17 protein-coding genes are annotated in these 17,538 nt (G+C 50.8%); 9 read left to right on the top strand and 8 right to left on the bottom strand.

Going from position 1 to position 17,538, the window contains the following annotated elements; translation table 11 throughout:
• Nucleotides 1-65: 65 nt before the first annotated feature.
• Nucleotides 66-554: a hypothetical protein gene (locus tag PsAD13_RS08145; protein WP_063317837.1), complete on the bottom strand. Its 489-nt coding sequence runs from the start codon at nucleotides 552-554 to the stop codon at nucleotides 66-68.
• A 120-nt stretch (nucleotides 555-674) separates the two neighbouring features.
• On the opposite strand from PsAD13_RS08145, the gene purD reads away from it, so the two are divergent.
• On the top strand, nucleotides 675-1,955 hold the full coding sequence (gene purD / locus PsAD13_RS08140; RefSeq protein WP_063317836.1) for a phosphoribosylamine--glycine ligase: 1,281 nt from the start codon (nucleotides 675-677) through the stop codon (nucleotides 1,953-1,955).
• A gap of 322 nt (nucleotides 1,956-2,277) precedes the next feature.
• On the opposite strand, the gene PsAD13_RS08135 is transcribed toward purD, so the two are convergent.
• Entirely contained in the window at nucleotides 2,278-3,045 is a 768-nt protein-coding gene (locus PsAD13_RS08135; RefSeq protein WP_208981725.1) for a LuxR family transcriptional regulator, read from the bottom strand.
• A 215-nt stretch (nucleotides 3,046-3,260) separates the two neighbouring features.
• Here PsAD13_RS08135 and PsAD13_RS08130 point away from each other — a divergent pair, with 215 nt between their 5' ends.
• Genes PsAD13_RS08130 through PsAD13_RS08120 form a run of 3 tightly spaced genes read left to right on the top strand, consistent with a single transcriptional unit; the run spans nucleotide 3,261 to nucleotide 7,230 of the window.
• Nucleotides 3,261-4,106 carry a patatin-like phospholipase family protein gene (locus PsAD13_RS08130; protein ID WP_063317835.1) on the top strand — a complete coding sequence of 282 codons (846 nt, stop codon included), beginning with the start codon at nucleotides 3,261-3,263 and terminating at the stop codon, nucleotides 4,104-4,106.
• 30 nt (nucleotides 4,107-4,136) lie between these two features.
• Nucleotides 4,137-4,889, top strand: a complete 753-nt coding sequence (fdhD, locus tag PsAD13_RS08125; RefSeq protein ID WP_063317964.1) for a formate dehydrogenase accessory sulfurtransferase FdhD — start codon at nucleotides 4,137-4,139, stop codon at nucleotides 4,887-4,889.
• A 46-nt stretch (nucleotides 4,890-4,935) separates the two neighbouring features.
• The gene (locus tag PsAD13_RS08120; protein WP_063317834.1) at nucleotides 4,936-7,230 is read left to right on the top strand and encodes an FdhF/YdeP family oxidoreductase; all 2,295 of its coding nucleotides are present in this window, start codon (nucleotides 4,936-4,938) and stop codon (nucleotides 7,228-7,230) included.
• 201 nt (nucleotides 7,231-7,431) lie between these two features.
• On the opposite strand, the gene PsAD13_RS08115 is transcribed toward PsAD13_RS08120, so the two are convergent.
• Nucleotides 7,432-7,824 (bottom strand): DUF2147 domain-containing protein, encoded by a 393-nt coding sequence (locus PsAD13_RS08115; protein WP_063287185.1) that lies wholly within the window; start codon nucleotides 7,822-7,824, stop codon nucleotides 7,432-7,434.
• Between the two features lie 137 nt (nucleotides 7,825-7,961).
• Entirely contained in the window at nucleotides 7,962-9,401 is a 1,440-nt protein-coding gene (locus tag PsAD13_RS08110) for an aldehyde dehydrogenase family protein (RefSeq protein ID WP_063317833.1), read from the bottom strand.
• 143 nt (nucleotides 9,402-9,544) lie between these two features.
• On the opposite strand from PsAD13_RS08110, the gene PsAD13_RS08105 reads away from it, so the two are divergent.
• Together PsAD13_RS08105 and PsAD13_RS08100 are read left to right on the top strand one after the other, a co-directional pair.
• Entirely contained in the window at nucleotides 9,545-10,129 is a 585-nt protein-coding gene (locus PsAD13_RS08105) for a methyltransferase domain-containing protein (protein ID WP_063287183.1), read from the top strand.
• A gap of 92 nt (nucleotides 10,130-10,221) precedes the next feature.
• Nucleotides 10,222-10,875 (top strand): TetR family transcriptional regulator, encoded by a 654-nt coding sequence (locus PsAD13_RS08100; protein WP_063317832.1) that lies wholly within the window; start codon nucleotides 10,222-10,224, stop codon nucleotides 10,873-10,875.
• A 320-nt stretch (nucleotides 10,876-11,195) separates the two neighbouring features.
• Here PsAD13_RS08100 and PsAD13_RS08095 read toward each other — a convergent pair whose 3' ends face one another.
• Nucleotides 11,196-11,630 (bottom strand): transcriptional repressor, encoded by a 435-nt coding sequence (locus PsAD13_RS08095; RefSeq protein ID WP_084404670.1) that lies wholly within the window; start codon nucleotides 11,628-11,630, stop codon nucleotides 11,196-11,198.
• Between the two features lie 509 nt (nucleotides 11,631-12,139).
• On the opposite strand from PsAD13_RS08095, the gene PsAD13_RS08090 reads away from it, so the two are divergent.
• Both PsAD13_RS08090 and PsAD13_RS08085 read left to right on the top strand, forming a co-directional pair.
• Nucleotides 12,140-12,532 (top strand): DUF302 domain-containing protein, encoded by a 393-nt coding sequence (locus PsAD13_RS08090; protein WP_063287180.1) that lies wholly within the window; start codon nucleotides 12,140-12,142, stop codon nucleotides 12,530-12,532.
• Nucleotides 12,533-13,092: 560 nt separating this feature from the next.
• Nucleotides 13,093-13,536 carry a VOC family protein gene (locus PsAD13_RS08085; protein WP_063287179.1) on the top strand — a complete coding sequence of 148 codons (444 nt, stop codon included), beginning with the start codon at nucleotides 13,093-13,095 and terminating at the stop codon, nucleotides 13,534-13,536.
• 59 nt (nucleotides 13,537-13,595) lie between these two features.
• On the opposite strand, the gene PsAD13_RS08080 is transcribed toward PsAD13_RS08085, so the two are convergent.
• From PsAD13_RS08080 to PsAD13_RS08070, 3 genes are all read right to left on the bottom strand, one after another.
• Complete coding sequence (locus tag PsAD13_RS08080) at nucleotides 13,596-14,705, bottom strand: PLP-dependent cysteine synthase family protein (protein ID WP_082596673.1); 1,110 nt, start codon at nucleotides 14,703-14,705, stop codon at nucleotides 13,596-13,598.
• A 211-nt stretch (nucleotides 14,706-14,916) separates the two neighbouring features.
• Nucleotides 14,917-15,546, bottom strand: a complete 630-nt coding sequence (locus PsAD13_RS08075; RefSeq protein WP_063293716.1) for an NAAT family transporter — start codon at nucleotides 15,544-15,546, stop codon at nucleotides 14,917-14,919.
• A gap of 128 nt (nucleotides 15,547-15,674) precedes the next feature.
• Nucleotides 15,675-16,424, bottom strand: a complete 750-nt coding sequence (locus PsAD13_RS08070; RefSeq protein WP_063317830.1) for an AraC family transcriptional regulator — start codon at nucleotides 16,422-16,424, stop codon at nucleotides 15,675-15,677.
• A gap of 208 nt (nucleotides 16,425-16,632) precedes the next feature.
• Here PsAD13_RS08070 and PsAD13_RS08065 point away from each other — a divergent pair, with 208 nt between their 5' ends.
• Nucleotides 16,633-17,523 (top strand): EamA family transporter, encoded by an 891-nt coding sequence (locus tag PsAD13_RS08065; protein WP_063317829.1) that lies wholly within the window; start codon nucleotides 16,633-16,635, stop codon nucleotides 17,521-17,523.
• Nucleotides 17,524-17,538 lie beyond the last annotated feature (15 nt).

The following is a 17,538-nucleotide window of genomic DNA, read 5'->3' as shown; positions in this document are numbered from 1 at the left end:
CTCACCGTCATGTCTGGAGCTTATCTGCGTTCGTTTCCCTTCACACAGCAAGTTCCAAGTTCGCTTTAAAAGCTGAGAGGAAATTCCTCTTCGTAGTGAATTGTCTTTTCCAACAGATCAACACTTTGCGTCAAGAAGCCAAATTCCTCGAAGAACTGTTTTCTGGTCTTTCGCTCCGGTCTCTTCAGCGAAACTTCCATCTTAACGACCGACTTTTGTGCCAGATCATCCTCCAGTGCCTGCAGTACAGGCGGTAACAGCCGCTCAATCCCTTCCATTGGAGCGAGCGCCACCTGCTCTATGAACCCGACTTTGCCACCGGCCCGGACACTGTATCGGTAGCTTACAAGCACAAACCCGAGGCTTTTTCCAGTGCTCCTGACCAACCATGCCTGCCCTGCACTTGGGTCAACCAGCAACCTGCGGGCGGTTTCTTCCAGTGAACGAACCGGCTCTGAAAGGGTGTCTTGCTCTCCCCATTTTGCCAGCAGCTCGAAGAATTCATTCATAAACAGTGGTGTAACCAGCAACAGTTCGACTGATGGACGGGGCATTTTGGTCTCTCCAGAGCTGTTGTTCGTTTACTGTGAGCCATACTCATGCTACAGGCTGCATCACATCCTAGACGCACAACTGGGGAACCTGTTCCCTTCTTATTTTCAGGGTCTACTTCAATGAATATTCTGCTGATTGGTTCTGGCGGGCGTGAACATGCGCTGGCATGGTCTCTGGCGAAATCTCCGGTGCTAAACGAACTGTTTGTTGCCCCGGGCAATGCAGGCATCGAGCAATTTGCCAAGTGTATTGCACTGGACCCGACTGATCATCGCAGTGTTATCGAGTTCTGCCGCCTCCACGACATCAATTTTGTTGTAATTGGCCCGGAAGCTCCACTGGTTGATGGCCTGTCTGACAGTCTTACTCATGCTGGTTTGCGTGTGTTTGGTCCTTCTTCTGCTGCTGCTCAGCTGGAAGGGTCTAAAGGCTTCACCAAGGACATGTGCTCCCGCGCAAATGTACCAACCGCTGCGTATGGCCGGTTTGATAATGCCGAGGCTGCTAAGTCCTACATTCGTGAGCAAGGCGCTCCGATCGTGGTGAAGGCAGATGGCCTTGCTGCAGGTAAGGGCGTCATCATGGCCATGAACGAGCAGGAAGCACTCGATGCAATCGACAGCTGCTTTGACGGTGCTTTCGGTGCTGCTGGCGCGGAAGTGGTTGTTGAAGAATTCCTTGAAGGCGAAGAAGCCAGCTTCTTTGTTCTCTCAGACGGTAAGAATGCTCTCCCGCTGGCGACAGCACAGGATCACAAACGGGCATTCGATGGTGATGAAGGCCCGAATACTGGCGGTATGGGTGCTTACTCCCCTGCCCCAGTGATGACCGAGGAGATGATGGACCGGGTGATGAGAGAGATCATCCACCCAACCATTGCAGACATGAAAGCGCAGGGTTGCCCGTTCAAAGGCGTGCTTTATGCGGGTCTGATGATCACCAAGGACGGCCCGAAGCTGATTGAGTATAACGTGCGCTTTGGCGATCCGGAATGTCAGGTTCTGATGATGCGCCTGAAGACTGATCTGCTGCCGATTCTGCTTGGTTGCGCTGAAGGGACATTGGATCTGGTGGATGCGGAATGGCATACAGATCCAGCGATCACTGTTGTGATGGCGACCAAGGGCTATCCGGGTTCCTATGAGAAGTTGAGCGAGATTAAAGGCCTGACTGAGGCTGCTGCTGACCCGGATGTGGAGATTTTCCATGCCGGCACTGTTTCTACTGATGACAAACTGCTGTCCAATGGCGGGCGTGTTCTGAACATCACAGCGCGGGCGGCGACTGTGTCTCAAGCGCGTGAAAAAGCATATGCGGCTGTTGAGAAGATCGACTGGCCGGGCGGGTTCTACCGCAAAGATATCGGCTGGCGTGCTGTTGAGCGTGAGCAGCAGGACTGATCCAGTCTTTTGCAGGACTAGACACTTTTACAAAGGGCGGCTTTTCGAGCCGCTCTTTTTTTTGTGCCGAATGAATTTAATTGTCAAAAAAAATCCTCCGAAGCGAACTTCGGAGGAGTTATATTTATCTACACTTTCAGTCGGACAACGACAGCCTGTGCCCAACCAACAGATCAAATTGATAAACTACCACAAACAACTGCACGAGGCGAAAAGTTGCCATGCAGGAGCTAAAGTGCAACCTCTAGCAATTTTGATTATGCATAAATGCACAACTCATAACAATGGGGGATTTTCCCTGATGCCTTAAAGTTGCAAAGGACTAGGGCGAAAGCAACTGAAAGGTCATAGCGCGAGCAACGGCATGCGTCCGGTTCGTCACTCGCAGCTTTTTGCAGGCCCGTTTGATGTGATGTTCTACGGTTTTCTCTGAGAGATTCAGGATGTGGGCGATCTCTTTATTTGCCCTCCCTGCCGTCAACCACAGCAGACATTCATGTTCTCTCGGTGTGAACCCGAAGAACTCACTCAGGGTTTCAGGTTCTTGCGCGTAGGTATGGAAAAGTTGCACCGCACCTTTCAGGATCGGGTACTTTGCCGTCATCTGTGCATCAAAGCCGAGCTGTGTCCGTTCACAAGAAGCAAAGCTGGCACCACCGACCAAATGCTTGTTGGAGCAATCCACCGGAATGGTCACCCCGAACTTCAGGCCTGCTGAGCGGACATCATGGAAGAAGCCTTCATCAATCTTTCCGGTTGGCCTGACGGTGTAATCGGTCCAAAGCTGATCGGCTTTCTTGCCGCTGAGCAGATGATCCATACCAGGGTCTTTGAAGTAGTAATGATGGCTGTTGTAATGATCGACCCAGTCATCTGCGTGATTGGACAGGCAAATCGGTTGCCGGTCTTCTACACGGCCTTCGATTTTGGGCACGATGATGTAGGCACCTTTTTCAAAGCCCAGTCTTTCAGCAAAACTGGTAAGCTCTTCCCAGCGGCTTTGCAGGGACGAACAGTTCCATAGATCTTGAGAAAACTGCAGTAGATTTCGATCAAAGCCTGCCGGATAACCCATGGAATAGTTCATCATTTACACCGCAAGATTGGAGCCTTGCTTCATATCAACCAGCCAAGTTGTGCGCTTAACTGCCACCAAATCAATTGATATGTTTGCCCCAGTGCCCATCTATTGTTTATCTATGTTCGTCATTCATGATTATCACGTTATTTCTCTCGGTTTTCAATTGGAAAGCAAGCGAGAGCACCTATATTTTTAATGAGAGTTATTAAAGGATCAGGCTTTCAATGAGCACTCCCAAGATTGGCCTTGCCCTTGGTGGCGGAGGCGCCCGTGGTCTCTCCCATATCCCGGTTTTGCAAGCTCTTGATGACATGGGCATCACACCTCATGCCATTACTGGCACATCCATCGGCGCTTTGATTGGTGCAGGATATGCAGGTGGCGTGAGTGGAGACGCGCTTGAGGCATATACTCTTGAAACACTTGGCGAGTGGAAGAAGGTGCTCAGCAAGCTGGTTGAGGTGAGCATGCCAAAACGCTTTGCAGACCTGCTTGGTGGTAAGTCCAGCATTGGTCAGTTTGATTCCAAACGTGTGCTGGAAGTCTTTGTGGGGGATGTGCTCAAAAACGACTTCTCCGAGCTTTCCATTCCGTTTCAAGCCATTGCCGCGGATTACTACAAGGCAGAGGAAGTGCGTTTTTCAGAGGGTAATCTGGTGGATGCTGTCTCAGCCAGTATCGCTATTCCGTTTGTCTTCAGGCCTGTGCACCTAAACGATACGGTGCTCATTGATGGCGGCGTTGTTAACCCGCTGCCTTTTGATGTGCTGCCCAGCGATTGTGACATCGTGATTGCAGTGGATGTTGTGGGTACACCCAAACGAGATGAAAAACGCGGGTTTCCCAGTGCAACGGAAAGCGTGTTTGGCGCGACCCAGATCCTAATGCGGACCATTTCTCAGGAAAAATTGAAAATACGGGCACCTGATCTTTCGATCTTCCCAAACATTAAGCAATATCAAGTGCTTGATTTTTTAAAGGCGCGAGAAATATTGGAGGATAGCGCCGGGCTTCGTGATGAGGTAAAGGTTGAGCTTGACCAAAAGATCGAGAACTACCTAATCTCTTGATAAGAAGAATAGAAAGAAGTGGAGTCTGGGTTGTCTATTCTGGACCCTGAGTGGCAAACGCCGATTGCTGAAAGCAGAAAACTTCCTCCAGAAGTCCCCATTGCGGTGACATTGAATGGAGAAGGCTTTGCTGTGTTTATGGCCACGCCCAGAGATCTCGAAGACTTTGCTGTTGGCTTTGCCATCAGCGAGTCGATCGTCTCCTCCATTAATGATGTGCACTCGATCAACCTCAATGAGCATGGCGAGGAAGGCATTAGCGTCAATCTGGATATAGACGATGAGCTGTTCTTCACCGCTTTGAAGCGCAAGCGTCTGCTGACAGGAACGTCTGGCTGTGGCCTGTGCGGGCTTGATAGCATTCGTGCGGCCTTACGTGCCCTCACCCCGCTTGCCCAGCAACCTGCTCCCAAAACCGCGAGCATTGGGGCCATGTTTGAAGCGATGCAATCCAAGCAAACGCTCAATGGCATTTATGGCGGTGGTTTGCATGCAGCTGCGGTGTGTTGTGGTGATAAGATACTGGCTGTGCGCGAAGATATTGGCCGACACAACGCCATGGACAAAGCTCTTGGGGCTGGCGTGCGCAGCGGCAAACCCGTTGATCTGGTCATCACAACGAGCCGGTGCAGCTCTGATCTGGTGCAAAAAGCAGTCAGCGCCCGCGTGGGGACACTTGCAGTCATGGCGACGCCCAGCGATCTGGCTGTCAAGTTAGCACAAGAGAATTGTTTAAATCTATTTAGTTGCAACCGTGGATACAGCTTCACACGCTACAGCTAGCGACTCATCAAGTTCGTGGGCGTTCTAAGAGCCTGAGGAGTCCGGCGTGTCCGACACTATTATTGCAAAGAAATCAACAGCTCCCGCTGGTGGCTGGGGTGCCGTGTGGAGCTGTGGTCAGGCTCTGTTGCAAAACACGTCGCTTACTTCAGGAATCCAGACAGTTTTAAAAACAAACCAGCCTGACGGTTTTATTGGCCCTGGCTGTGCATGGGTTGACCCTGAAAAGACCTCGCCCATCGAATTTTGTGAAAACGGCGTTAAAGCTGTTGCTGCCGAGATGACGGATAAGAGGATCACAGACTCCTTTTTTCAGGAATACACGGTTTCTGAATTGCAGACCTTCTCCGACATTGATCTTGAGGATCAAGGCCGTCTGACAGCTCCGCTGCGCTACAACAGAATAACTGACCGCTATAACGAAATCAGTTGGGCTGAGGCCTTCAAGGAAATTGGTGCAGAACTGCGGGGCATCAAAGACCCCAAAGAAGTCGTGTTTTACACCTCCGGACACGCAAGTAACGAAGCTGCCTTTCTCTATCAGCTGTTCGGGCGTGTTTATGGCTCCACAAACTTCCCGTCCAGCTCCAATATGTGCCATGAAGCCAGTGGTATTGCGCTTGAAGAAGCGATCGGCAGCGGGCTGGCCACGGTTCGTCTGGAAGACTTCTCCAAAGCTGATGCCATCTTTGTTTTTGGCCACAATCCGGGCTCGACTGACCCGCGGATGTTGCCGGTGTTACGTGCAGCCACGCAACGCGGCGCACATGTGGTCTCCTTTAACCCGCTCAAAGAGCGCGGACTGGAACGCTACGCAGACCCCAAGAACCAACTGGAGATGATGCGGTTTGGTTCCGCACCTGTAGCGAGCCATTTCTTCACCCCGAAGCTGGGCGGTGACATGGCGGCTGTGCGCGGCATGGTGAAGACCATTCTGGCATGGGACTATGAGCGGATACTCACCCATAGCCATGTTGACCGGGTGTTTATTGAAGAGAATTGTAACGGGTTTGAGAGCTATGAAAAAGCGCTTGAACTGACGCCTTGGAAAGAGATTGAGGACCAGTCTGGCCTCTCCCGCGACGAGATTGAAAGAGCAGCTGCGATTTATGTGCAGGCAGATCGCCCGATCATTACGTGGGGCACAGGGATCAGCCAGCACAAACACTCTGTTGCAACAATCCGCGAGATGATGAACCTGCTGTTTATTCGCGGAAACGTTGGCAAGCGTGGGGCTGGAGCTTGCCCTATGCCGGGCCATGCGAACACGCAGGGTATTCGCCGTATGGGCATTACCTCTGACCCTTCTGAGGAATTTCTGACCTCTTTGCAGCAAGCCTTTGAGTTTGAACCGCCGATGGATGCCGGTGTTGATGCTGTTGAGTCCATCAAGATGATGGATGAGGGCAAGCTGCGGGTCTTCATGAGCCTTGGAGGCAACTTTACCCGCTCTGCGCCGGACACAAACCTGACAGAGGAAGCGATACGCAAATGCCGCCTGACGGTGAGCATTGCAACCAAACTGAACCGCAGCCACCTGATGACAGGCGCCCTCTCCTATATTCTGCCTAGTTTGGGCCGCACCGAGTATGATGACCAGCGTTCAGGTGAGCAGATGGTCACCGTGGAGGATTCACTCTCCAGAATCCATGGATCTGCTGGAGTAAATCCGCCAGCCTCTGATCTTTTGATGTCAGAACCTGCGATTATTGCCGGACTGGCCAGAGCAACCCTTGGCACCAAGGTGGTCAACTGGACGCATTACATCGAAAACTACGATCGCATTCGGGAAAAGATTGAGGAAGTGCTGCCCGAGTTTGCTGGGTTTAACGGCCAGGTGCGCACCCCGGGCGGTTTTTATCTGAGTAATCCGATTGCCGACCGAAGATGGGCAACAAAATCCGGCAAAGCGGAGTTTTCCGGCTACTCCCTTCCCCTTGCGACTTCGGCACAGCAAACTGCTAGAGCCCCCAAGCTCACGTTTACCTTGCAGAGTCTTCGATCCAACGATCAGTTCAACACCACCGTTTACACACTCAACGACCGTTACCGAGGTATCTCTGGCGGGCGCAAAGTGGTGTTCATGAACCCAATCGACATGCGACGGGCGGGTGTTTCCAAGGGTGAAAAAGTTGATATCGGAACGGTGAGCGAAGATGGACGCAATCGGCGTGTCCTCGATTTTCAGGTGGTGCCCTACGACATGCCACAGGGCTGCATTGCCTCTTACTTCCCGGAGGTGAATGTCCTTGTACCCGTTTACTCCGTAGGCGACCAATCCGGCACCCCAACGAGCAAGGCTATTCCGGTGTCACTGTCTAAATCTCGTCGTCGGGGGTGATTTTTCTGTTTTGACTGTCAGAGTTTGTTGAACTGCCTATCGTAGATGATGGCTTTGACAATCTGCGCATGCGTCTTTGTCATGGCGTTTCGTAGGAGGAATGAGCGCAATGTGCTCTTCACACCATTCCCCCTACAAGCTTGCCATTGCTTGAATAAGTTAGGCAGTCGCAAGTTTTGAGGTGGAGATGCAATCTCCAAACTACTCAGTTCGGTTCCATTTTTGACCTGCGCAAATGAACATCACGCAGCCCGACACTTTTAGCTGGCTCCCAAGCATGTCCATTTTCCCGTTATAGGTCTTGCCATCAAAAACACGCCAGAATTTTCCATCACGATATTTACCGCCTGGCTTGGGGGTCATATCCCAAAGAATTGTCTTGCCGATATTGCCGTCATTTACTGGTGTCCCATCTTCTTCGAAAAGCCGCAAAAGCGTTCCACACATCTTGTCGCCACATTGCTCGATTTTGACATGGCTGTATCGGCCTTCATCCAGCCCGGTTTCCCAAACGCCGATTGCCGGATCTGCTGCTAAAGCTATGCTTGACGACATGGTGAGCGCTATCACACTAGAGAGCATGAGAGTTTTCATGTGTGTATTCCCTTTCAAATTTTAGGTTTTAAAGTGCTGCTGATCGCGAACCTGCGCTTAGGCAAGGGACAACCCGAGTGGCCTGCCCAATCTCCGAGGTAACTATTCTTGGCTTGAAAATTTAAGCTTTGAGAGCTTCAAGAAGTCTCAGTCAGGCCAACTCTGGAGAGAAGCATTTTTCGGGCTCGGCTCCCTGAGAGGGGCGGCAAGAAGTTGGTCGAGAACCGTCTGACTACCCCTTGCTCGAACACACTTTTGGGATTGGAGAAAGCCTTGAAACCAACCTTCCCTCCCTTGTAACGGCCCATGCCACTGTTCCCGACGCCGCCAAAGCCCATGGTGTGCGAACCGGCATGGATAAGGAAGTCATTAACCGTCACACCGCCAGCGCTTGTTTCAGATAAGATCCGATCAATGCTCGCACGGTCATCGCCATGAATGTAGAGGGCCAGAGGTTTCTCTTTGCTATTGATAATCGCAAGGGCATCCCCCAGTGTCCTGTAGCTAAGAACTGGCAAGATAGGGCCGAAGATCTCTTCCTTTGATAGCATCAGATCAGGCTTGGGGTTGGCCACAAGCGTTAGAGGAAATTTTCGACTCTCGAGATCAGGCAGAGCTTCTCCTTCAGGGATAATCTCACGAATACGAACACCGCTTTCCCGCGCCTCTTCAATGTAAGAGTTCAACCGCTTAAAAGATGCCTCTCCGACGACAGCGGTATACTGCGGATTTTCCAGTATTGTCGGATAGATAGAGTGGGCCTCTTCTTCCAACAAGTTCAGAAATGTTTCGAACTGAGCTTCGGGCACCAGTGCATAGTCTCCAGCTATGCAAACTTGCCCACCGTTCATAAGGCGCGTTTTTACTGTTTTGCGCGCGACAGAACGCAAATCAGCATCTTCCATAACCAGCACTGGAGATTTGCCACCAAGTTCCAAAAGGACTGGTGTCAGGTTCTTGGCTGCCGCTGCCATGATGTGACGAGCTGTTGTTGCCCCGCCGGTGAAGACCAGCTTATCCCACGGCAATGATGAGAAGAACTTTGCCAAGTCAACATCACCGGTAACGACAGCAATTTCAGATGGATCAAAGTATTTTGCCATGAGCCTCGTCATCAAAGCTCCGGTTTCAGGCATGACTTCCGGGAAACGCATCATGACCGTGTTGCCAGCAGCAATGGCGTCGATAGCCGGGTCAAAGGCCAGTGTAATTGGTGCATTGAAGGGAGATATGACCCCAACCACGCCCAAAGGCTCATGGAGGATGTAGGAGCGTTGACCCAAGAGGCGCATGAACCCGTCTGATTGGCGTTCCGGTTTCATCCAGGCTTTCAAGTTTTTGCGAACGATTTTGACATTTTCAAGCGGTGAATAGACGTCCCCCATGAACGCCACATCAGGATCACGAGTACCGAAATCGGCCTGCAACGCCTGCACCATTGCCGGATAATTTTCGCGGAACAGAGACTCGATACGCCCCAACCGGTCCATTCGCGTTTCAAATGAAACTGACTTCGATGAGGCATAGTTTCTTTTTTGCAAGTCAAAGACCTGCTGAACCTGCTCAATTTTATTCATCGGTTGCACCTGACCCTCTTTAATTCCGCCGGAAGTCGTTCTTTATTGACTAGTAAAGACTGATAGTCTCTTATATAAAAGACCAACGGTTCTTTTCAAGTCAATTATTTTCTCCTGAAATGCCTAGATTGAGGAATGAAGGTATGTCTCAAACATTCAAACAGAAGTCTGATTGTGTGTTGTTTTCGGAAAACTGGTTGGAAGCTCCCCTGCGCACAGGAGCGGTATTGCCAAGCTCTTCGGAGTTAGCCAGAGCTATGGTCTTTGCCTCTGCCATCAAACCTGGTGCCCGGGTACTTGAAATTGGTCCCGGCACAGGCTGCGTCACGCGTGCGCTGTTGAATGCAGGTGTTGAAGAAAAAGATTTAACGCTGATTGAGTTGTCGAAATCATTTACTGAAGGGTTATCCAGGGACTTCCCAGCAGCTATTTTGTTGCAACAGGATGCTTACCAGACACTCAAAAATCTTTCTCATGGGAAGACGCAATTTGACGCCGTTGTTTCAAGCCTGCCTCAATTTGTTTACCCGAAAGAAAAACGCGAACAGTTTCGTGATCATTGCCTTGAAGTTCTCAAGCCAGGTGGACGATTAGTGCAGTTTACCTATTCAACAATCTCACCTATTCCAAAGCGAAAAGGTGTTCAGGCCATCAGGTCACGACGTGTCTGGAAAAATATCCCTCCTGCAGTCGTATGGGCCTATCAACCCACTTATGCTGCACCCTAAGCTACTTTTTTGAATGATTGATGGGGTAAGAGCTACATCCCATCAAGGCTTGGGTTAGATTTGGCGATAAAGGCGAGCTATTCGGAGAAACCATGGACTTCAAGCGCGCACGCAAGGATGAGCAGAAAGCTGCTCGACGCGAAAACATCCTCAAAATGGCGAAGGAACTATGCTCTCAAAAGGGCGTGATGAATTGGTCGCTCAACGAACTCGGCAAACACGCAGCGGTAAACAAATCTAATCTTTATCGCTATTTTGGGAGCCGCGAAGAAATCCTTATGACCTTGATGCATGAGGAAATGTGCTTGTTTGTAGATAATTTTCAAAACAATGTTTCTCAACGAACCGTCTCGATTGAGGACCTTAGCAAAATTATAACTGATCAATATTGTGAGCAGCCATTTTTGTGCGAACTACTTTGTATTTCCGCATCATTTTTGGAACACAACACTCATTTGGAAGCCATCAAAAAGATCAAGCTGCAAGGCTTGGGGCTTTATGAAAGAGTTGCGACCAAAATTGCAGAGGCAATGAATGGTAGTAGCAAGGAAGACGGCCAGAAAATTGCATTCACATCCGCCCTGCTGGTTTCAGGTCTGTGGCCAATGGCCAGTCCATCAAACCCAATAAGAGAGCTTTCTCAGTTTGAAGGCCTTGAATGGCTCAACCTCTCATTTCGAGATGAGCTATTTGACGCGATCTACACATACATCATCGGACTACAAGCAAAGAAAAGAAGACTGTAGGAAAAACACTCAAAAGCGCGAGAAAGTTGATATCGGAACGGTGAGCGAAGACGACGGCATTCGGCGTGCCCTCGCTTTTCAGATGATGCTCTACGACATGCCACAGGGCTGCATCGCCTCATACTTCCCGGAGGTGAATGTCCTAGTACCCGCTTACTCCGTAGGCAACCAATCCGCGCCCCCAACGAGTAAGGCTATTCCGGTGTCGCTGTCTAAATCACGCAGGCCTCCTGATCTCATTGTTTTGGGGAAGTATGAGATGTGGGATGGTAAACTGATTTCGTTCCGAAAACGCTACCCGCCACTTACGTTTGTCAGCATCAGCTTTTATTTTGGGGTGCCAGATGCACAACAACGTCGATACTCGTCACCTCGTAACCTTCTGGGGGATCAGCAAACTTTGCGAGTGACAACTTCTGATCAGGGCAATCCATAATACGGTTTTCAGCGGGAACATAGAAATGGCGATGATCGCCAATATCGGTGTCATACCACACTTTATCAGTAGAGACTGCAATGCGCCGGATGAGATTGTGCTGCTCAAAATCGCGCAGTGCATTATAGATTGTGGCAAGCGACAGGTGCTTGCCGTCTGCGAGAAGTTCTGCAAACAGCATGGCAGCATCTAGATGCCGATGCCCTCCCGAAAACAAATGCTTGGCAATGAGGCACCTTTGCTTCGTCAAACGCAGACCAGCATTTCGAAATTTAGTAGGTAAGTCGATTGAGGTGTCTAGAGTTGTATTTATCGACATAAGATGCCTTCCCTGATGGTATGCGCAAAGCCGGGCTTATTCTGTCTTCAGCAGTCAAAATCTTCGACCTGAGTTATTACAGATAAATTTATTGCAAATGAGAAGCATTCGCAACTAAAAATCAAAACCCTAAATATACGAGGGGAAACGAGACACGACGGGTCATGACCCATCTTTTGAGTAACTCCACCTGAGATCGAGGCAACTCATTTAAGCGACGCTGCAGCGCGAATAAAGTTTAGTCGGAGGTTGTGAGCCTTACTCCGCAGTTATCATCCGCGAAGACACGATCATGTGAACATATTTTATATGTAGTCAGAATATTTCCATAGTTAAATAATTAAACTCCGGTAGAGGAAAATTCTATTTCTTCAATTTGGAGTTTATATTGGGCTTCTGTTGTATTTAACTTTATGTCCCCCAAATCGAATTAGTTTCACAAGAAGGATAGTGATTTGCGTAGTTTGTTTCTGGCTTCAGCTCTGATACTTGGGAGTTTTTATCCCGCCATGGCTCAAGATATTATCAAGGTCGACACCAATAAAGCAGTGCAAGAGACTATGGATGCGCTGGAGGCTACTGCTAGAAAGGCGGGGGCAACAATCTTTGCTCGTGTTGATCATGCTGCGGGAGCCGAAAAAGTAGGCATGTCCATTCCAGCGAACCAGTTGCTGATTTTCGGTAATCCGGTTCTTGGTACCCCTGCGATGGAGATCGACCCGCGGGCAGGCCTGTACCTGCCACTTAAAGTGCAGGTCTATGAGGATTCCGAGGGGCAGGTCTGGTTGGCTTACGAAGATCCGAAAGAAACAATGAAGGATCTGGATAATGTCGATAAGTCCCCGGTAATCGAAAAAATGCGCGGTGTTTTGGCGAAGCTGACCTCCAGGGCTGCCAAATAGTCGAGTTCGACAACTGATGAAGACATTCAGTCTATTCCAGGGTCTATAAAACGACCCTGGATATGTAAAAATGGCCATCTACGTCGAACCTATAGGTGCTTGTTCACACAGCGACTGCTGATAGCGAACACAATCAGAACCAACTGGTGTTTCTCCAAAGCATACTGGCAAGAACCAGCTCCAGCTTACCCGAACTAAGCCTGCTTGTAGTTTAGGATGTCAGTACCACCTCCCCTAATCATCTTCTTAAAGGATGTTCAGATGACGCTCTCCGCTGTCGCAAATGAGGACGGAGCCTCTCTGATCGCATTCCATCATCTCTTTGACCGATGCCAGAGGTCCATAAAGATTTGCATCTGTTGAGCCGCCGCACTTGCGCAGGATTACACTTTTCAACCATCACGACAATTCCAAGGACCGCACCCCCTCTTCCTTCAAAAGAGGGAACATGCTTGGGACCGTGGCACTATCAAAGTTCTCGGGTCAAAAGAGGTGATGTTGACAATTGCCATTATGTACATAAAGTATAGTTACTATATTTAAGTCATAAAGGGAAAACTATGTCGTTTAATTCGCTGCAGAATACAGTCACGATCATGCGCAGGCTCGCACTGGCCTTTGTTGTCTCTTTGGCATTCACGAGTATTGTCTCGGCAGAACCGTTCCAAGAGGTGACTATTGGTGTCCCGGTGCCTTCTCTGGAAGAAGCAGAGGTGTGGTATGCCAAGTTTCTTGGTCCTGATACCGAAGTGATCAGACCAGTCCCCGGTGTCGTGGAGTTCAAGGTTGCACCGGGTGTTTGGCTTCAGGTCTTCGAGGCAGATGACGCGCAATCAACTGGCGCCATTGTCCGTTTCCTGGTGGACGATATGGCAACTTCGCAGCAAGCACGATCTGAAGTGAACATCGACACTGGTGAAGCAGTCGAAATACCAGAGGTCGTTACATATTCGGAGTTTGCCGATCCTTCTGGCAATGCTTTAGGATTCTATGATCTGCCTTGATGGTGCAGCAAGTACGCTGGTGACGTTGGTACCGGCGTACTTTCCAGAGTTAAACCACTTTAGATTCCGTCGATTTCAGCGAAGTCTATGAGTTTGTGCATGTAGGGTAAGAGGTCCAGATTTTTACTGGCCACCCAGTTGTCGTCGTAAAGAGTGTCCAGATAACGCTCTCCGCTATCGCAGATGAGGGTGACGATGGAGCCTTCCTGATCGTTTTCCATCATCTCCTTGGCCAATGCGAGCGCACCATAAAGGTTTGTGCCTGTTGAGCCGCCGCATTTGCGTAGAATAACCCCTTCCAGCCATCTGATTGTCGCGATACTCGCTGCGTCCGGGATATCGATCATTCTGTCAATTACATCCGGCATGAAGGAAGGTTCTACTCTTGGTCTGCCGATTCCCTCAATCAGTGAGGGTTTGTTCCTGACGATGCTTTTGTCTCTGTTTCTATAGTACTCATGAAACACGGAATTCTCGGGATCTACGACACAAAGCTGTGTTTTGGGGTAATCCTGCGTGTGTAGCCGGATGTATCGGCCAATGGTGGCTGTTGTCCCGCCTGTTCCGGCACTCATGACAATCCATTTGGGTGCGGGGAAGCGTTCCAGCTCCATTTGGGAGAACAGACTCTGGGCTATGTTGTTGTTGCCGCGCCAATCTGTAGCCCGCTCCGCATAGGTAAACTGGTCCACGTAATGGCCGCCCAGTCCTTTTGCCAATCGCGCCGCTTCCTTGTAGATCTGATAGGGCTCCACCAGATGCACCTCACCGCCCAGCGCTTCGATTTCCCTAATCTTTCCCGTCGCCGTGGCTTTGGGAGCGATTGCGACGAAGGGATTTCCGATCAGCCGCGCAAAATACGCTTCTGAGATCGCCGTTGATCCTGAGGAGGATTCTACGATTGGTGTCCCTTCCCTGATCCAGCCATTACAGATGCCGTATAAGAAGAGCGAGCGTGCCAGCCTGTGCTTGAGGCTTCCGCTTGGGTGGGTGCTTTCGTCTTTCAGGTAAAGATCAATCCCTGCCTTGGTGAGTTTGGGAATGTTCAGCTTGATGAGGTGTGTGTCAGCCGAGCGGTTGTAATCCGCCTCAATGTTCTGGATCGCCTGCAGCGCCCATGCTCTGCTAGAGGGGTTTCTGTGGTTGGTATGGCTGTTGAACTCCAGCATGAAAACACCTGACTTGCCGTTGCTTCAGCGCGCCCTGCTCGCAGCGTGCTTCTTTGAGGCAAGTATAGCTGGCGCTTGGATCGCAGCATGCGCGGATCGCTGCTGTACAAAACAGAGAGTAAAGCCGCTGGTGAAAATGAGAGGGTTTTGAACGAGCAAGGCCCACCGTAGCGAGCCTTGCATGCTTTGCTTAGAGAGAAGCGATATTGCCTCAGCTTGCCAGTGCCGGGATCATACCTATAACGCCTTCAGCGAGCATGCCCATGGCGATTGCGGCGAGCACCATGCCCATGAGGCGGGTTACGACACCCATACCCGACTCGCCGAGCTTGTTTGCAATGGGTTTTGAAACTGAGAACAAGAGACCGGTGAACAGCGCAAGCCCAACCGCTGCGATGGATAGATCAATCTTGGCCCAGATTCCAGAATGACGCTCAGCGGCGACAATGGCTGTTGCAATAGCGCCTGGTCCGGCAACGATTGGAATGGCAAGTGGGACGACGGCGATGTGGTTCTGCTCTGCTGCGGAGGCTGCTTCCTGCGGGGTTTGGCGGTGGCTGTTGTCACTGCGCAGCATGGAGAGGGCGATCAGCAGGACAATCACGCCGCCAGCAGCGCGTAGTTCATGGACGGTTATGCCGAAGAACTTGAGAAGAATGCCACCCGTCCAGGTGACAGTGAGGAGCGTCAGGGCGATTGCCCCTGCGCAGGTCCACGCGATGCGCCGTGCGGTGGCGGCATCTCTGTCGGCGGTCATACCCGCGAAAACACCCGTGTTTCCAATGGGGTTCATCATGGAGAAAAGCGCAGCAATGTAGGTGATCAGAGCCGTTTCAGTCATTATATGCTTTCTGTTGTTCGCTTTGCACGTAGGGGGATATTGAACAAAGCATGCAACATACTGATCGCCGTAACAGCATACAACTTAAAGGATTTTAATAGTCGCAGGATCTTGTAATCGAGGGAGTGCTAGCTGTGGCTGGCTTTGGAGGGCCAGTATTGGGCTCTGTATTGTGAGGGTGTCAGGCCGAAGTGCTTTTTGAAGATGTTGGTGAAGGATGAGGCGTTTTCATAGCCAATCTGGAAGGCGATGGTTGCGATGGATTGGTCTGTTGATCTGAGCAGGGTCAGAGCTTTGTCCAGACGCATCTCCAGTTGGAGTTGTTTTGGGGATTTGCCGTAGGAGGCTTTGAGTTTCTTTTGCAGGCTGCTGACTGAATAGCCGCCCTCTTTCGCGATATCCGAGATCTTGGTGTGTGTGGGCAGCTGCTCTTTTACGCTCTGTAGTCGCTGTGTGATTGCGTTTTGATCTATGAAATCTGTGGTTCGGCCTGTTGCCAGTTCAAGGGCTGTGTTCAGGATGGAGGCAGCGCCGTTTGCGTCTACTTCAAACGTATCTGTGAGCGAGGCGACGAAGTTGAGGTACTTTAGTGCGAGTGGTGAGAGTTCCTGATGGCAGTCGTTTGCGTGCCGGAAGAACTGAGAGATGGCTGCTCTGTCGCTGACGTCGATGATCAGGAAGCGGCTGCCGGAAGTTGTTTCGCTGTCATGCAGGGTTTCTGGCGCTATGAGGCCGACGGAACCGACTGTCAGTTGCTTGAAGTGGCCGCCAATTTCAATCTGCATTTCGCCCTGTAACGGAACAACAGCCTGCGCGAATGCGTGGTGATGTCCGAGTTCCAGCCGGTCATATTCACGGATGACAGCTTGATAGGGCATGACTTCGTTCCAGATCTCCACTATTGGTCCAAAAACTTGTTTAAGAGGACTGCTGGCTTAGGGATACCGCGGTCTTTCGAAAATCTCAAAAAGAAAATCTATTTCCTGTTTTGCCTAATTCTAATATGCAGGAAATGAGGCAGGATCTGGTCGGTCTCGTTGGAACCTCCAGCGATGTGATGGCCTCAGTCTTCAAGCGGAATTTTAAATGTTACAGAACCAAACAGCTGGCAAGGTCAGCGCTGCGACTTCCATCGGGAGTATCTCCATTGTTTTATGGGGCACGCTTGCTGTGCTGACCAAACTGACCGGTGATCAGTTTCCGCCGTTCCAGCTGCTGGCCATGACATTTACGGTGGCGACGCTCACACTCTCCGGCAAGCTGTTGACGGGAAAGGCTGATGTGCGTTCTGCCTTCAAGTTGCCTCTGTCCGGCTGGTTGCTTGGTGTTGGCGGATTGTTTGGGTTCCATGCGCTGTACTTTGTTGCTTTGCAGAATGCGCCTGCTGTTGAGGCCGGACTGATTGCCTACATCTGGCCGTTGCTCATCGTGTTGTTCTCTGCCCTGTTGCCGGGAGAAACCATTACAAGATGGCATGTTGGCGGAGCTCTTGTTGCGCTGGCTGGGTATTGGGTTTTGCTTGGCTGGGACAGTTCTGCAGGCAATCTGCAGTGGGAGTACGTTGTTGGCTATGTGGCGGCGGCGGGTTGTGCGTTGATCTGGTCCAGCTATTCCGTTTTGAGCCGACTGATCAAGACCACCTCTTCCGATGCGGTGATCGGCTATTGTGCTTTAACTGCCGTACTTGGCTGGCTCGCTCATTTCCTCTGGGAGACCACAGCTGTCCCTCAGGATCTTACACAAATCATCGCCGTGATTGGTTTGGGTCTGGGGCCCGTGGGCATCGCCTTTTACACGTGGGATTTTGGCGTGAAGCACGGCAACGTGCAGCTGCTCGGCGTCCTCGCTTACGGTGCACCTTTGATCTCGACGCTTCTGCTGATCGCGTTTGGAGAAGGCACCCTTGCCGCTAACATCGTAATCGCAGCACTGGCGATTGCAGGCGGGTCCTTGATCGCGGCGAAGAGAGTGGCTTAGGAGTAACAGTGAGGC

The sequence above is a fragment of the Pseudovibrio sp. Ad13 genome (genome assembly GCF_001623225.1).
GTDB lineage: Bacteria > Pseudomonadota > Alphaproteobacteria > Rhizobiales > Stappiaceae > Pseudovibrio.
This window is presented reverse-complemented; position numbering and strand designations above follow the sequence as displayed.

What these genes read in the sequence shown, in the direction of transcription:
- PsAD13_RS08145 (WP_063317837.1), bottom strand. Translation starts at nt 554, where the DNA reads ATGCCCCGTCCATCAGTCGAACTGTTGCTGGTTACACCACTGTTTATG.
- purD (WP_063317836.1), top strand. Translation starts at nt 675, where the DNA reads ATGAATATTCTGCTGATTGGTTCTGGCGGGCGTGAACATGCGCTGGCA.
- PsAD13_RS08135 (WP_208981725.1), bottom strand. Translation starts at nt 3,045, where the DNA reads ATGATGAACTATTCCATGGGTTATCCGGCAGGCTTTGATCGAAATCTA.
- PsAD13_RS08130 (WP_063317835.1), top strand. Translation starts at nt 3,261, where the DNA reads ATGAGCACTCCCAAGATTGGCCTTGCCCTTGGTGGCGGAGGCGCCCGT.
- PsAD13_RS08115 (WP_063287185.1), bottom strand. Translation starts at nt 7,824, where the DNA reads ATGAAAACTCTCATGCTCTCTAGTGTGATAGCGCTCACCATGTCGTCA.
- PsAD13_RS08110 (WP_063317833.1), bottom strand. Translation starts at nt 9,401, where the DNA reads ATGAATAAAATTGAGCAGGTTCAGCAGGTCTTTGACTTGCAAAAAAGA.
- PsAD13_RS08105 (WP_063287183.1), top strand. Translation starts at nt 9,545, where the DNA reads ATGTCTCAAACATTCAAACAGAAGTCTGATTGTGTGTTGTTTTCGGAA.
- PsAD13_RS08100 (WP_063317832.1), top strand. Translation starts at nt 10,222, where the DNA reads ATGGACTTCAAGCGCGCACGCAAGGATGAGCAGAAAGCTGCTCGACGC.
- PsAD13_RS08095 (WP_084404670.1), bottom strand. Translation starts at nt 11,630, where the DNA reads ATGTCGATAAATACAACTCTAGACACCTCAATCGACTTACCTACTAAA.
- PsAD13_RS08090 (WP_063287180.1), top strand. Translation starts at nt 12,140, where the DNA reads ATGGCTCAAGATATTATCAAGGTCGACACCAATAAAGCAGTGCAAGAG.
- PsAD13_RS08085 (WP_063287179.1), top strand. Translation starts at nt 13,093, where the DNA reads ATGTCGTTTAATTCGCTGCAGAATACAGTCACGATCATGCGCAGGCTC.
- PsAD13_RS08080 (WP_082596673.1), bottom strand. Translation starts at nt 14,705, where the DNA reads ATGCTGGAGTTCAACAGCCATACCAACCACAGAAACCCCTCTAGCAGA.
- PsAD13_RS08075 (WP_063293716.1), bottom strand. Translation starts at nt 15,546, where the DNA reads ATGACTGAAACGGCTCTGATCACCTACATTGCTGCGCTTTTCTCCATG.
- PsAD13_RS08070 (WP_063317830.1), bottom strand. Translation starts at nt 16,424, where the DNA reads ATGCCCTATCAAGCTGTCATCCGTGAATATGACCGGCTGGAACTCGGA.
- PsAD13_RS08065 (WP_063317829.1), top strand. Translation starts at nt 16,633, where the DNA reads ATGTTACAGAACCAAACAGCTGGCAAGGTCAGCGCTGCGACTTCCATC.